Raw genomic sequence first — 13,144 nt, 5'->3', positions numbered from 1 at the left:
AAGCTACTACGCTGCCGAGCAGGAAAGGTACTGGCTTTCCATCCACACTGGATGCCCGGCCAGGAAGACGGTAGATTCAGCCTCTAAAGGATGACTCTCTTCCATGGAGTGGACTTTTGCGCAAACTGATTGTTGTGCTTATGCTTGGTTTTTCGTGCAGTTTTCCCGTGATCGCTGGTGATGGCAGGGCGGTCGACGTCTCGACTTTTGGAGCGATTGTTTCATCAAGTCTTGCTGTGACACTTTTCCCCGTTACGCTTACCGAAGACAGTCAAGAAAGTAGCCGGAATAGCTGTAAGAGAGGCGACCAAAAGATGCTCGCCGCTCGCAATGATGCTGCAGCTTTCGTTGCGAGTGATGGATTAATTCGAGGCGTGGGCCTGGAGGCAGCATTCGAGGTGTTGCGTTCTCAGAATGAAGTGGGCACAGTCAGCGACATTGAGCTAGCTCAAGCAGTTTTGATTTACGAAATTCGCTAGCATAAAAGCGTTTCGACCACTGGTAACGAGCCCAGCCCCGCGCTGGGCTTTTTGCATTTGGCTGCCCGGCCAGGTCCGCGCTACAGTCAGCCTTTTCTGGACCGCTCACATGCGAACTCTGATTGGGCTGGTGGTGTTCTTGGTACTGGCAGGATGCTCCAACACCGGGGCAATGAAAGTCGGCCCTGACACCTACATGATTTCGACCCGCGTAGCTTTCGGTGGCCCTGCTTCGGCTAAAGGTGAGGCACTGAGAGACGCGAGTATCTACTGCAGCTCTCTTCAGCGCGAAATCCTGGTCAATCGTATTCAGGCGAGCGAGTGCGCCTTACGGGGTGGCTGTGGCGAGGCGGAGGTTTTCTTCTACTGCTTGCCGGCTGGCGACCCACAACTGGCGCGCCCAAAGTACGTACCGGATCCTGACCTGAAGATTGAGATAAACAACCGGTGATCCGACGCTCGTCGCTAATGGCTGACTGGGGTTTGAGACTTGGGGAATGCAACAGTCACCCATTTCAACGGAGGGATCACATGCGAATTCTGATTGGGGCGGTGGCGGTGGCGTTGCCGTCATTCCGGAAATACCCGTTCGAATGGTAGAGTTTCCCGAATCTGAACAGGGATGCTCTCGATGTGAACCTCCTAGATGCCATTCAGCCGTACCTCTACGGCCCCGATGACACCATTAGTCACCAGTACGATCCGCTAGCGTATCGCCTCACTGTTGAGGATAAGCTCAGCCTAGAAAAGGCCATCTTGGTCCGTGGCGCAAAAGCAATTGAGAACGTAACCAAGGGCGGGGCAGTGCTCTACCAGCGTACGCCTCAACGCTTCTCTGGCGAGGATGAGGCCTATCTTCGAGGTTTGTTCGCTCCGGGAACCGAGACTGCGGCGCCGTGGAACGGACCTGATCACATCGTTGTCAGTCAACATGATTCAGACCCCAGTGGCGTCATCATGGTGGAAAGCTACTCACCTTTTGAGGATCGCTTCCTGTGCTTGCCGTACACGAAGAAGCTGGAAGGCGCTGACGGTATTGCTGCTTATCAGTTTTTCGCGACGATGCAGGCTCGAAACTCTCTTCGCGTGCTGCAACAGCACGGCCGCCTGGAGTCCCTGCCGCCTGGGAAACTACCCAAAATAGCTAGGCATGAATGGCAGGGGATATGGGTGCCAACAACCAAGCATAGGAGAGTTTTTGCACAGGGAGGGCAGATGGCGTCAGAGATTGGTCCTATCGCGGCAGACGGAGGCGACTACCTGAGGTTTCTCCTCATAGTGAAAACGGTCGGCAAGTTGAAGGTCCCCATATCAGAAAAGCGCAGGCTGCTATCTGAGGTTGAGCGCATGAGAGGGCAGGCAGGAACTGACTTCAGCGTCTTTATCAACAAGGCTTATATGAGCCTTGAAGATATGATGAAGCTTTGAAGAAATAGACGAGTTACTCCAAGAGGGGATGAGATGCGAATTCTGATAAGTATGTTGGGGCTGGTGCTGCTGGCGGGGTGTGTGTCCCCGAGCGAATTGAAGAAGAGCGGCCCTAGCCTCGAAGCCAAAACTGCAAAGTCCCCGCGTGACTATTCACGGTGCCTAACCCCGAAATGGCAAGACCTCAATTCGAGTGTAGCGGCAACCGAGACCGAGGACGGCTACAGCATCAAGCTCAACATTGATATGGTTGGAACGCCAGCCATGGCGGTTGTTGATGAGGCTGCAGGTGGCGCCTCAGTGCGAGTCTACGTTCGCAATGGCACCTGGAATAAGTGGGTAGATGTAGCGCGTACCTGTCTTTAGAGATGTCGAATTTTCGAAGCCGCCTTAGGGCGGTTTTTTTATGCCCGGAGAAAATGTATGTCTGCTATTTGCTACGAACCGATGACCATTGTCAGGCTGTACGGTTTGCTCAGAAAGTTCGGCCGAGAGTTTCGGCTTTCAGTGAAAACCCCGGCCGAGGCGATCAAGGCGCTCTGTGTCCAGATCCCAGGGTTCGAGAAATTTATTTCCAATGCAAGGTCGCGAGGGCTTGAATTCGCCATTTTCAGAGGGTCAAAGAATCTCCAGGAAAAGGAGTTGGGCTTCAGCGGAACTGGCGAAGTTCGAATTGCCCCTGTGGTGGTTGGTAGTAAGCGCGGAGGCAGTCTGCACACCATCATCGGAGCTGTCTTGGTCGCCGCAGCGTATGTCGTTTCCTTCACGCCATTTGCCGCTGCTTCGCCGTTCCTCTACCAGGCAGGCGCGGCTTTGATGATCGGCGGCGTCATCCAGATGCTCAGCCCCCAAGCCAAAGGCCTTAAGACCAGCGCTGCCCCTGAGAACACTCCGGGCTACGCCTTCGGCAGCGCCAAGAACACCACGGCCAGCGGCAACCCCGTACCGCTCTGCCTGGGGCGCCGGCGATGGGGTGGCGCGATCATCAGCGCCGCGATCTATGCCGAAGACCAGATGTAACCCGCACACAGAACACCGACCGCCGCCTGGCGGTTTTTTTACGCCTGGAGGAAAGCATGGGCACAGCACAGAAACTGGTTATCGTTGGCGCCAAGGGCGGCTCGGATAAGCCGAAACAGCCTACAGAGGCGCCGGACAGCCTGCGCTCGGTTGCCGTGGCAAAAATGCTGATCGCCGTGGGCGAGGGTGAGTTCGAAGGCACGCCAACCGCCCGCGACATCTATCTGGACAGCACGCCTCTAGCCGATCCGACCGGCAATCTGAACTTCCCGAACGTGAAGTGGGAATGGCGCACCGGCTCGGTGGAGCAGGGCCATATCCCAGGCATCCCGTCCATCGAGAACGAGATCAGCGAAAGCGTTGAGCTGCGTAGCGACAACGCCTACATCCGCGCTATCGACAGGTTGGAGCTGTCTGCGATCCGCCTGCGCTTTGCCTGGCCAATGCTCCAGTCGATTGACGAAGGCGGCAACGTCAACGGCTACCGGATCGAGTATGCCGTGGACCTGGCCACCGACGGCAGCGCCTATCAGCAGGTGCTGCTGGAGGCAGTCGACGGCAAGACCACCAGCACTTACGAGCGTACCCGGCGTATCGACCTGCCGAAGGCCACCAGTGGCTGGCTGCTGCGCGTCCGCCGCCTGACGCCCAACCAAAACAACAACAAGATTGCCGACACCATGCAGATCGTCGGGCGCACTGAGGTGATCGACGCCAAGGTCCGCTACCCGAACACCGCGCTGCTGTACATCGAGTTCTCGGCCGAGCAGTTCCGCAACATTCCGGCTGTCACCGTGGACTGTGACGCCCGCAGATTTCAGGTGCCCAGCAACTACGACCCGCGCACCAGGGTTTACACCGGGGTATGGGACGGCACCTTCAAAGAGGCCTGGACCGATAACCCGGCCTGGCACACCTACGGCATCACCGTGAACGACCGCTTTGGCCTGGGCCGGCGCATCAAGTCCTGGCAGGTCGACAAGTGGGAGCTTTACCGGATCGCCCAGTACTGCGACCAGTCGGTACCGAACGGGAAGGGCGGCCAGGAGCCGCGCTTCATCTGCAACCTGAACCTGCAGAGCAAAGCCGACGCCTGGAGCCTGCTGCGCGACATTTCGGCGATCTACCGGGGTATGACTTACTGGGCGCAGGGGCAGGTGTACAGCTTGGCTGACATGCCGCGCGACACCGACTTCGACTTCGCCTACACCCGGGCGAACGTCATCGACGGCAAGTTCACCTATTCGAGCGCCTCGGAGCGCACGCGCTACAGCCGCGCCTTGATCAGCTACGACAACCCGGCGAACAGCTACGACACTGATGTCACCTCGGTGACCGACCAGAAGCTGCAGCGCCGCTATGGCGATAATGTGCTGGAGATCAGCGCAATCGGCTGCACCCGCGAGTCGGAGGCCCAGCGCCGCGGCAAATGGGCGTTGCTGACGAACTCACGAGATCGAGGCATCACCTTCAAGGTCGGGCTCGATGGGCGCATCCCATTGCCGGGCTATGTGATCCCGGTCGCGGACGAGCTGCTGGCGGGCCGGCCAATTGGCGGGCGTATTGCTGCTGTGTCTGGCCGTACCATCGGCTTGGACCGCGATACCCAGGCCAAGGCCGGTGACCGCTTGATCCTCAACCTACCGGATGGCACCTGCCAGGCGCGCACCGTTCAATCGGTGAGTGGCCGGGCTGTAACGGTCACCACCGCCTACTCGGTGGCGCCTGAGCCCGAGCTGGTATGGGCGCTCGACGCCGACGACCTGGCGGTACCGCTGTACCGTGTGACCAGCGTGACCCGCCCAGAGCCGGGCGTGTTCGAGATCAGCGCGGTGCAGTACGACCCAAGCAAATTCGCGCACATCGACACCGGCGCCCGCCTGGAAGAGCGGCCGATCAGCGTGATCCCGATCACCGTCGTTCCGCCGCCGGCGAGCGTAGCCCTAACCTCGAGCTATGCCGTGGACCAGGGTATCGCGGTCAGCACCATGACCATCGCCTGGCCAGCCGTGAATGGCGCTGTGGCCTATGACGTGGAGTGGCGCAAGGACAACGGCAACTGGATCAAGCTGCAGCGCACTGGCGCGACCTCGGTCGACGTGACGGGCATCTACGCCGGCGCCTACCTGGCCCGGGTGCGGGCGGTGAGCGCCTTCGATATCTCGTCGATCTGGAAGAGCTCCAGCCTCACGCAGCTGACGGGTAAGGCCGGCCTGCCGCCGGCGGTGTCGTTCCTGAACACCACGCCGCTGGTCTACGGCATCAAGCTGGCCTGGGGCTTCCCTGTTGGCGCCGAGGACACCCAGCGGACGGAGATCTGGTACAGCAAGACCACCTCGCGGGACGACGCGATCAAGCTGGGCGACTTCGCTTATCCGCAGGCCGAGCACGAAATGCACGGCCTGGCTGCTGGCGTGTCGTTCTTCTTCTGGGCGCGCCTGATCGACCGCACCGGCAACATCGGCCCGTGGTTTCCGGCTGGCGTGGGCGTCAATGGCCAGTCCAGTTCCGACCAGAGCGAGTACGAGGAGTACTTCAAGGACAAGATCGGCAACGGCGCGCTGTACCCGGAGCTGCGCGAGGAGATCGCGCTGATCTCTGGCCCACCGACCCTGCCGGGATCGGTGAACAATCGCCTCAAGGAAATCAACGACCAACTGCAGGAGCAGATCGACGCCATAGGCGACGTGGTCGACGCGCTTGAGTACGACCCGGCCAAGGCCTACGCCCTGGGCGACAACGTGCGCCAGGGCCAGCGCTTGTATGTTGCGATCCAAGCTGTGCCGGCTGCCGCCGGCGGTAGCAACGCGCCTCCGAATCCAGCCTACTGGCTCGACATCGGCCAGGTGGCCAGGACGGAAAACGGCACCGCGGCGCGCGTGACCGTGGTGGAGACCAAGGTAACCGAACAGGACGGCAAGCTGACCGCCCAGGCCCAGCGCATCGATGGTGTTCAGTCGAGCCTTGACGGCAAGGCAGACGCCTCTACGGTGAATACGCTGGCCAACCGCGTGACCCAGACAGAGCAGGGGCTGACAAGCCAAGGCTCGGCCATCACCGGGCTCACCAATAGCTTGCAGACCACCAACAGCAACGTCACCGCTGCGCAGCAGGCCGCCCAGGCAGCCTCAGACAAGGCGGGGGCGAAGGGGGAGGTGATCTACGGCACGGCGGCGCCGGCGGCTGATAAGCGCCTGGCCCAGAACCTGTGGATCGACACCACCGGAAATGCCAACACACCGAAGCGTTGGAATGGCGCAGCCTGGGTGGCGGTTACGGACAAAGTGGCCACGGATGCAGCGGCAGCAGCCGCCAGTGCACTGACCCAGGTGGCCACTAAGGCCGAGGCCTCGACGGTCCAGGCGCTGAGCAATACAGTCAGCCAGCAGGGCAGCACCTTGACCAGTCAGGGGGCGGCGATCACACAAATCAAGTCGTCTATCGGCCAGCAGCCGGACAACCTGGTGCTCAAGGGCAACTTTGAGGACGGGATTGCCGCGCCGTGGGGTGCCGCGACAACGACAGTGGTTGCCACAACGGCGCACCCGTCAGCCGGAAAGGCTATTGCGTTCTACGAGGCCAGCTTCTGCGGCCAGGACCAGAACATCCTTACCGCAGCTGGCGAGCAGTTCGACCTGTCTGCCGACGTTTACCGCGCTGAGATGACTGCAGGGCAAACCGGTAGTTTCCAGCTGCGCTTCGCCGACAAGAATGGCGTGAACCTCGGCTATTTCGACGCCTTCACGTTCTCCGCGGGCGGTGGGTTCCAGACCTTCAAGGGACGGATCACCGCGCCTGCCGGGGCGGCGTCGGCTCGGTTTGTGTCTCGCCTGCAGCCAGCAGGGGGCAGGGCGCTGTGGTGCAACATCGTTGGCCGCCGGGTAACCGCGGCGGATTCAGCGAATGCGGAAGCGGTCTCGAGCCTGAGCTCGACGGTGACCCAGCAGGGCACAACGATCACCAGCCAGGGCCAGGCGATCACCAACCTCACCAGCAGGGTAACCAGTGCCGAAGGCGTCAACAGCGCCCAAGCCCAGGCAATCAGCCAGCTCGATACCAATGTCACTCAACAGGGCGACCAGATTACCGCGCAGGCTACTCGCCTGGACGGCCTGTATGTCCAAGTGAACCCAGAGCAAGCGGGGACCACCGAGGGTTTTGCTGGCAGCAGTTCCAGCTCGGTCGGGGTCTGGTCCGAGCAGTCGGCCCGGATCGAGGACGGCATAGCTACGGGGCAACGGATTGACACCGTGCAGGCGCAAGCCGGTGAGGCAAACGCCTCGGTCCAGATGCTGAGCGAGGTAGTGGCGGGTGTCGATGGAAAGGTTTCCGCTCAATCCACATGGAAGACCGAGACGAACTCAAACGGCAAAAAGGTTGCAACCGGTATCGTTCAGGGAAGCAATGGCGAGGTTGGGGAGATCCTGCTTTCTGCCCAACGTGTAGCCATCATCGATGGCATCAACGGCGTGGAAGGGAACCTGTTCGTTTTCCAGAACGGCCAGCTCTTCGTCAACCAGGCATTTATCAGCCAGGCGTTCATCAAGGAGATCGTGCTCGGCATGACATTGCGCTCTGCTGCGGTCAACTCGCAAGGGTTGCCGCTGTTGGAGATCAACGTGCCAGCTGGGACGCTGACATTGCGCGGACAGACGGCAGATGGTTCGGTGTTGCTCAACAACTACGGCCTGTATGTCTACGACCTGAACTACATCGAGCGCACAGGCGTGGGGAGGATGACCTGATGGCGTTGTACGGATTCAGGACCAGGGAGGCAGCGGGGGTGGTCACTTTCGACACTTCTGTTACACCTATCCGATCCCTGAAGATGATGACAGTCACCGGGGATGGCAGCTTCGACCAGTACATCTCGATTCCGGAGATTCAGGCGCAGTCATTCGTTGTCGTCGATACCTTGGCGGACCAAGGGGAATACACCTATTCCCCTGCAGCCTGGTACTCGGCCGGCACTCTGCAGCTGCGACAGCCGCTCACCAATACCTGGCAAGTGATGATCCTGTCTCAGGGCGGGGAGCCGTTCACCGCGACCGGCTCGTACGGTATCAGGAGCAGGAACGACAACATCCGCATGCAGATCGATGCGGTGAATCGAGTGCTCAGTGTTCGTCACAGTGGCAGCTTCCAGTTTGGCCAGCAGGTGATTCCGGGCCAGCAGGCGCAGTTTATCCAGTGGGCGGACATCAACTTCCCGGCGCCGATCACCACGTCCGAGAGGCCGTTGGTATTTTTGAATGCGGTCGACTACATGATGGTCGGCAACTTTTCGATCAAGGGCAGCCCTGGGAACTGGACCGGGTTTAGGTTGAAGGCCTGGCCACACCCATTGCATGGGAGCGCCTGGCAGCAGTTCATGACAATCAAGTGGTTCTGCTCGAGCTACATGGCTGACAGTTCGCCCGTCGGCCAGTACGGGATTTCAGTGCGGGACGCCAATGGCGTCCGCCTGTTTTCCACATCAACAAACATCACCTCCCTCAACAGTCAGCCGGCGAACAACTCGTTCGTTCAGGCAGGCGACCCGATCAGCGGCTCCGGCAGTTACTCGCCGAGCCAGCAGATGCCATGGACCGGCAGCTATGACGACTACGTGCTGGCCAATGCCCTGTTTACTTGCACGAACGTCGTGCAAACGACCCAGCCAATACGGGCGAACTTCGGGGGCTTCTGGCCTGGCAATAGGGGAATGCTCCAGATGTATGTCGATAACGGCTCAGGCATCAACCCACTTACCGCCAATGGCCGGACGCTGTTTGCAGCGCGGCCTATGAAACCGATTTGAGGAGTCTTTAATGGCCAAACAAGCAATCAACCTTGGAGCTGTTTCCTCTGGAGTCGGTGGTGATACGCCGCGTGCAGCCTGGACCAAAGCCATTGCGAACTTCGATGAGCTGTACACGCAGTTGGGAGGCAACACTCTCCCGGCGGCTATTCCAGTGGCCAAGGGCGGCACCGGCGGCACCACTCAGGCGACTGCCCGGACGGGTCTTGGTCTTGGGACTGCCGCCACGTCGAACAAGCAGGCCAGCGCGACCGATGCAACTGCTGGCGCCTTGCTAGCCGTCGGAGGCTTTGGCCTCGGCGCATCAGGTGGCGGGCCTGCAGCAACCCCGAACTCGGCCTACCTGGTAGGGTTCTACAAGTTCGGCGCTGGCGCTGCTGGAAGTCCATTCGGCGACACTGGCGGTTCGCTCCTGGTCAACAGTCTCGGCGGAAACTACATCCAGCAGATCGCGATGACGGCGACCGCGGGCAACCTTCCTTTCATCACCGCGCGCCATTTTTCCAGCGAGGGTAATCCAGGGGCCTGGGTAACGCTCTACCACACGGGCAACACAATCCGTGCCGCTGACGGCACTTTGAAGGCGATCTGAACATGAGCAGAGCGGCAATCAACATCCTTGGCAGTACCGGGGAAATTATCGATATCGCCTCATTGGGCAAGGCTGAAATCACCTGCGAGCACGCTGGCCCTGGCCATTACCTGGTGCACGGAACGCAGGGTTTGGTCCCTGCACCTGAAGGCTGGGGCTATGCCCTCAACACTGTCGACAGGGATGCGTCGATTGCGATCGCATTTGATGACGATGTCCTGGCCGTGACTGCAATGGTGGGCGGGCAGCCTGCGGATCTGCAGCACAGCATCACTCTGCATGTCGCGGTCGAGGCTCTGCCTGCGATTCAACCGCCGCCCCCTGCAAAGCCCGAGCCTAGCGACCCGCTGCTCCTGGCCCAGCAAGCCCAGGCACGGCTGCGAGAGATTGCCGACTATCACATTGCCCCACTGCAGGATGCGGTAGATCTGGAGGAGGCGACAGAGGAGGAGGCGGCAGCGCTCAAGGCCTGGAAGAAGTACCGCATAGCGCTGAGCCGCGTTCACGACCAAGAGAGTTATCCAACTTCCATCGATTGGCCTCAGCAGCCCGCCTGACATCAAGCTGTCCCCATCGCACCCGCCATCGAGCGGGTTTATTTTTGCCTGGAGAAACACATGCCTTTCATCGTCATCAACACCAGTAACCATTTCGATCCAGCCAATCAGGTTGAGCACGCGACTGAGGAAGCTGCGGACCAAGCCGCGCGCGAACTGCTGGCGGCTCAGCCAACGGCAGTTGTCCGTACAGCCAAGGTGCTTCAGCGCTACAGCTCCACGGTCACGGTAGCCGCCGAGGCAGCCGATAGCGAAGGAGGCGCCTGATGCCCCCGTTGACCGAGCAGCAGTTGCTGCAGATCCTCCCGAACGCCCGCCCAGTCGCGGGCATTTTTTTGCCTGCGCTGAACCGGGCCATGGCGCGCTACAAGATCGACAGCCCGGTGCGCGTTGCGGCGTTTCTGGCTCAGGTCGGCCATGAGTCGGGCCAGCTGCGCAACCTGGTGGAGAACCTGAACTACAGCGCCGAGGCGCTGGTGCGCACTTGGCCCAGCCGCTTTACCGCGGCCTCAGCGGCCGCCTGTGCGCGGCAGCCGGAGAAGATCGCCAACAACGTCTACAGCGGTCGCATGGGCAACACTCGCCCCGGGGACGGCTGGCGGTACCGTGGGCGTGGCCTGATCCAGCTCACGGGCCGGTCGAACTATGTCGCTGCCGGCGCCGGCTTGGCCCTGCCGCTGGAGGACAACCCCGAGCTGCTCGAGCAGCCTGAGCACGCCGCCATGTCCGCCGCCTGGTGGTGGTCGACCCACGGCCTGAATGAGCTGGCCGACGCCGGCCGCTTCCAGGATATCGGCAGCGTGATCAACACCGGCAAGCCCGGCCGGGTGCCGCATGGCGCCGCTGAGCGGAAAGCGCTGTATGACCGCGCGCTGAAGGTGCTGGCGTGAGCGCCTGGGCGCTGCGGGTTGCCGGCGCCGGCCTGCTGATCCTGTTGGGTATTGCAGTCGGCACCTGGGCAACCACCAGTCACTTCCGTCCGCTGCTCGATGCGGAGCAGGATCAAGCAACTCAGTGCAAGACTGGCCTCGACAACCTTGCTGGGCTGGCGCAGGAGCAGGGCAAGGCCCTGGGAGACCTGGTGCTGGCGGCGAGTGCTCGGGAGTCCGCTGCTGAGCAGGCCGTGAGCGAAGCCAAGGCCAGTGCCGATCTCGACTACGCCGCGGCGATCCGGCTGCAGCAGGAGCGCACCGGCGGCGACCAGTGCGCTGCCGCGACCTCGATTATCGATAAGGAGCTTGGTCTATGAGCCTGCTGATCCACGACACCCTCTGTGGGGGCGGAAATGGCCTTGTGCGAACCTCAGCTCCCCTGTTTACTGGCTTTTTTCGTAGGCGCGGACTGCTGATCTTGCTGGCCTTGGGCGGCTGTGTTGGGCAGCCACAACCGGAGGCCCGCTTCGTGCGCGTCGAAGTGCCGGTTCAGGTGCCTTGCCGCACGCCAGATGTCGCGGCGCCGGCGTGGGCGGCTGCAGGCCTGCATAAGTCGGACAGCCTGGAGGTAAAGGTGCGCGCACTGTTGGCGGAGCGTCGACAGCGAGTTGGTTATGAGACACAATTGCTAGCTTCGATAAATAGTTGCCAATAGAGTAGTTGTGATGCAAAAAATTGATATTTATCTCTCTAGGATTTCGCAGCTTGTCCAAGTTGGGCTGTTTATCACGACCCTGCTTACAATTTATTACACTGTGATACCTCTGTATAAGAGTGCTCAGCTTGAAGAGTCATTGGCTCGAAAGGAGGCTGAGTACGAGTCACTGAGTGTGAAAGCAAAGGATATTCTTTACAAGGTTAATGGCTGGGAGTACCAGCAGTTTGTGCGTATAGCATCTGAGTGCAGTGGTGTACCGGAAGTTTTCCTTAAAGATGAAAAACCCAGCATTGGTAATCGTCCAGCAGTCGAAGTTGATGCATGTTTGCATACAGTGCTTGCTAAATTTAAATTTACCGATTTGAGCAGTGAAAAAAATACGGAAATTCATGCTCGGGTCGCAAGTGTCCGGCCGGTGCTTTTTTCTATTTATAAAGATTACTCGAATCGGTTTGATGAGTATCCTTCAAAAATTGATCAGGATATGAAGAATGGGAAAACGCCTAGGTCGAGTATTGATCAACTAGATCAGCTAGTAGGTGATCTAGGGTACAGGATAAGCGATAATCAAAAGCGGGATAGTTATGTTAACTCAGGCAGACTTGAAATTACGTACGGATATTTCAGCGCGGTTAGTGACGCTATAAGGGCTACTCTTGGTGAGAAGTTATAAATTCTTACCCTGCTCAGGTCCGTATAGGCGCAGACCCAAAAGGTGGAACAGTAGAGTGAAGAAAACCCTGACGGGAGTGATTGAGGCTGGCGAGCCGCTGATTCAGCAGGCCATCGATGCGCAGCGGCGGTACCAAGCTGCCCAGGACGCCGGTGGGCCAGCGGCAGAAATCGAACGCCTGCACCTGGAGGCCGAATCACTCTATCAAGCTGTCACCGAGTATCAGTTGCGCGCATTGGGCGGCGAAGGCGCGACACGTCACTGAACAGGCCTGATCAGTTCGGGCCCCTGGTGGCGTACATTCCCAACTGCTGTGCTTACTCGAAACCATTCGAACATATCTGGCGGCTCGCCCAGGTTCAGAGCCATTTGCTCCGCTTGCTCTTTCGGCGTTGCCGGGTCGAGCCACTCCGGAGCAAGCTCCGGCGCCAGGACTACCGGCCGCCGATCGTGCACATCGACCATGCCGCCCGCGCTGTCGGCAGTGATGATGACGAACCCGTCATGCTCGTTCGTCTCTTCGCCAGGTTGTCCGGTACTTTGGCTGAACTGTCCAATGCTGGCGCAAAAGGACGGGCGGCCATCTCTACGCCGGATCAGGTAGGGCTGCTTTTTCGGCCCGCCCTCATCGACCCACTCGAACCAGTTGTCGATCGGCACAATGGCTCGATGCGGCCAGATCGCGCGGAAAAAGGGGCCGTGGGCCACCTTCTCGACCCGGGCATTGATCGGCGCGGCGCGGTCCTTGGCCCAGTGCGGCCGCCAACCCCAGCGCACCAGGTCCGCATGCAACACTTCATCCTGAATTCGTAGCAGAGCGACCCTAGTGGTTGGGGCGACGTTGAACCGCTCAAGCGGATGATCACCGACACTGTTGGCAAGCGGGTAGGGCATGCTCAGGGCGTCGACGAAGTCGTGGATGCCGTGGTACTGGCTCAATCTTCCGCACATCGAGATTCCCGCCTGTCAGAAAATTCTCACGTAGAAATTGACCGCAAGGCTTTC

Annotated in this window: 15 protein-coding genes and 1 pseudogene; 15 read left to right on the top strand and 1 reads right to left on the bottom strand. The window is 59.9% G+C overall.

Annotated features, from left to right (window positions below; all coding sequences use genetic code 11):
- The first annotated feature begins 116 nt into the window (after window positions 1-116).
- From LOY37_RS13975 to LOY37_RS13905, 15 genes and pseudogenes are all read left to right on the top strand, one after another.
- The gene (locus tag LOY37_RS13975; RefSeq protein WP_258714987.1) at window positions 117-479 is read left to right on the top strand and encodes a DUF2388 domain-containing protein; all 363 of its coding nucleotides are present in this window, start codon (window positions 117-119) and stop codon (window positions 477-479) included.
- Window positions 480-588: 109 nt separating this feature from the next.
- Entirely contained in the window at window positions 589-930 is a 342-nt protein-coding gene (locus tag LOY37_RS13970) for a hypothetical protein (RefSeq protein WP_258714986.1), read from the top strand.
- A gap of 182 nt (window positions 931-1,112) precedes the next feature.
- Entirely contained in the window at window positions 1,113-1,907 is a 795-nt protein-coding gene (locus LOY37_RS13965) for a hypothetical protein (protein ID WP_258714985.1), read from the top strand.
- 423 nt (window positions 1,908-2,330) lie between these two features.
- The gene (locus tag LOY37_RS13960; protein WP_258714984.1) at window positions 2,331-2,927 is read left to right on the top strand and encodes a tail assembly protein; all 597 of its coding nucleotides are present in this window, start codon (window positions 2,331-2,333) and stop codon (window positions 2,925-2,927) included.
- Between the two features lie 56 nt (window positions 2,928-2,983).
- Window positions 2,984-5,444: pseudogene (locus LOY37_RS13955) on the top strand (host specificity protein J); the annotation flags it as partial.
- A 1,145-nt stretch (window positions 5,445-6,589) separates the two neighbouring features.
- Window positions 6,590-7,672: a DUF1983 domain-containing protein gene (locus LOY37_RS27405; RefSeq protein ID WP_309475552.1), complete on the top strand. Its 1,083-nt coding sequence runs from the start codon at window positions 6,590-6,592 to the stop codon at window positions 7,670-7,672.
- On the top strand, window positions 7,672-8,727 hold the full coding sequence (locus tag LOY37_RS13945; protein WP_258714983.1) for a hypothetical protein: 1,056 nt from the start codon (window positions 7,672-7,674) through the stop codon (window positions 8,725-8,727). The genes LOY37_RS27405 and LOY37_RS13945 overlap by 1 nt, the downstream gene beginning before the upstream one ends.
- A gap of 10 nt (window positions 8,728-8,737) precedes the next feature.
- On the top strand, window positions 8,738-9,319 hold the full coding sequence (locus tag LOY37_RS13940) for a hypothetical protein (protein ID WP_258714982.1): 582 nt from the start codon (window positions 8,738-8,740) through the stop codon (window positions 9,317-9,319).
- A gap of 2 nt (window positions 9,320-9,321) precedes the next feature.
- Window positions 9,322-9,876, top strand: coding sequence for a tail fiber assembly protein (locus LOY37_RS13935; protein ID WP_258714981.1), 555 nt, complete (start codon window positions 9,322-9,324; stop codon window positions 9,874-9,876).
- A gap of 60 nt (window positions 9,877-9,936) precedes the next feature.
- Complete coding sequence (locus LOY37_RS13930; RefSeq protein ID WP_258714980.1) at window positions 9,937-10,143, top strand: hypothetical protein; 207 nt, start codon at window positions 9,937-9,939, stop codon at window positions 10,141-10,143.
- Complete coding sequence (locus LOY37_RS13925) at window positions 10,143-10,766, top strand: glycoside hydrolase family 19 protein (RefSeq protein ID WP_258714979.1); 624 nt, start codon at window positions 10,143-10,145, stop codon at window positions 10,764-10,766. Before LOY37_RS13930 ends, LOY37_RS13925 begins: the two co-directional genes overlap by 1 nt.
- Window positions 10,763-11,125, top strand: a complete 363-nt coding sequence (locus LOY37_RS13920) for a hypothetical protein (protein WP_258714978.1) — start codon at window positions 10,763-10,765, stop codon at window positions 11,123-11,125. The genes LOY37_RS13925 and LOY37_RS13920 overlap by 4 nt, the downstream gene beginning before the upstream one ends.
- A gap of 62 nt (window positions 11,126-11,187) precedes the next feature.
- Entirely contained in the window at window positions 11,188-11,463 is a 276-nt protein-coding gene (locus LOY37_RS13915; RefSeq protein WP_408980728.1) for a hypothetical protein, read from the top strand.
- 10 nt (window positions 11,464-11,473) lie between these two features.
- Entirely contained in the window at window positions 11,474-12,139 is a 666-nt protein-coding gene (locus LOY37_RS13910; RefSeq protein WP_258714976.1) for a hypothetical protein, read from the top strand.
- Window positions 12,140-12,194: 55 nt separating this feature from the next.
- On the top strand, window positions 12,195-12,404 hold the full coding sequence (locus LOY37_RS13905; RefSeq protein WP_258714975.1) for a hypothetical protein: 210 nt from the start codon (window positions 12,195-12,197) through the stop codon (window positions 12,402-12,404).
- On the opposite strand, the gene LOY37_RS13900 is transcribed toward LOY37_RS13905, so the two are convergent.
- The gene (locus tag LOY37_RS13900) at window positions 12,398-13,090 is read right to left on the bottom strand and encodes an SOS response-associated peptidase (RefSeq protein WP_258714974.1); all 693 of its coding nucleotides are present in this window, start codon (window positions 13,088-13,090) and stop codon (window positions 12,398-12,400) included. The genes LOY37_RS13905 and LOY37_RS13900 overlap by 7 nt on opposite strands.
- Between the last annotated feature and the right edge of the window lie 54 nt (window positions 13,091-13,144).

This window comes from Pseudomonas sp. B21-012, from assembly GCF_024749305.1.
Classification (GTDB): Bacteria; Pseudomonadota; Gammaproteobacteria; order Pseudomonadales; family Pseudomonadaceae; genus Aquipseudomonas.
Note: the sequence above shows the minus strand (reverse complement) of the source record. Positions and strands in the feature narration are given on the sequence as shown.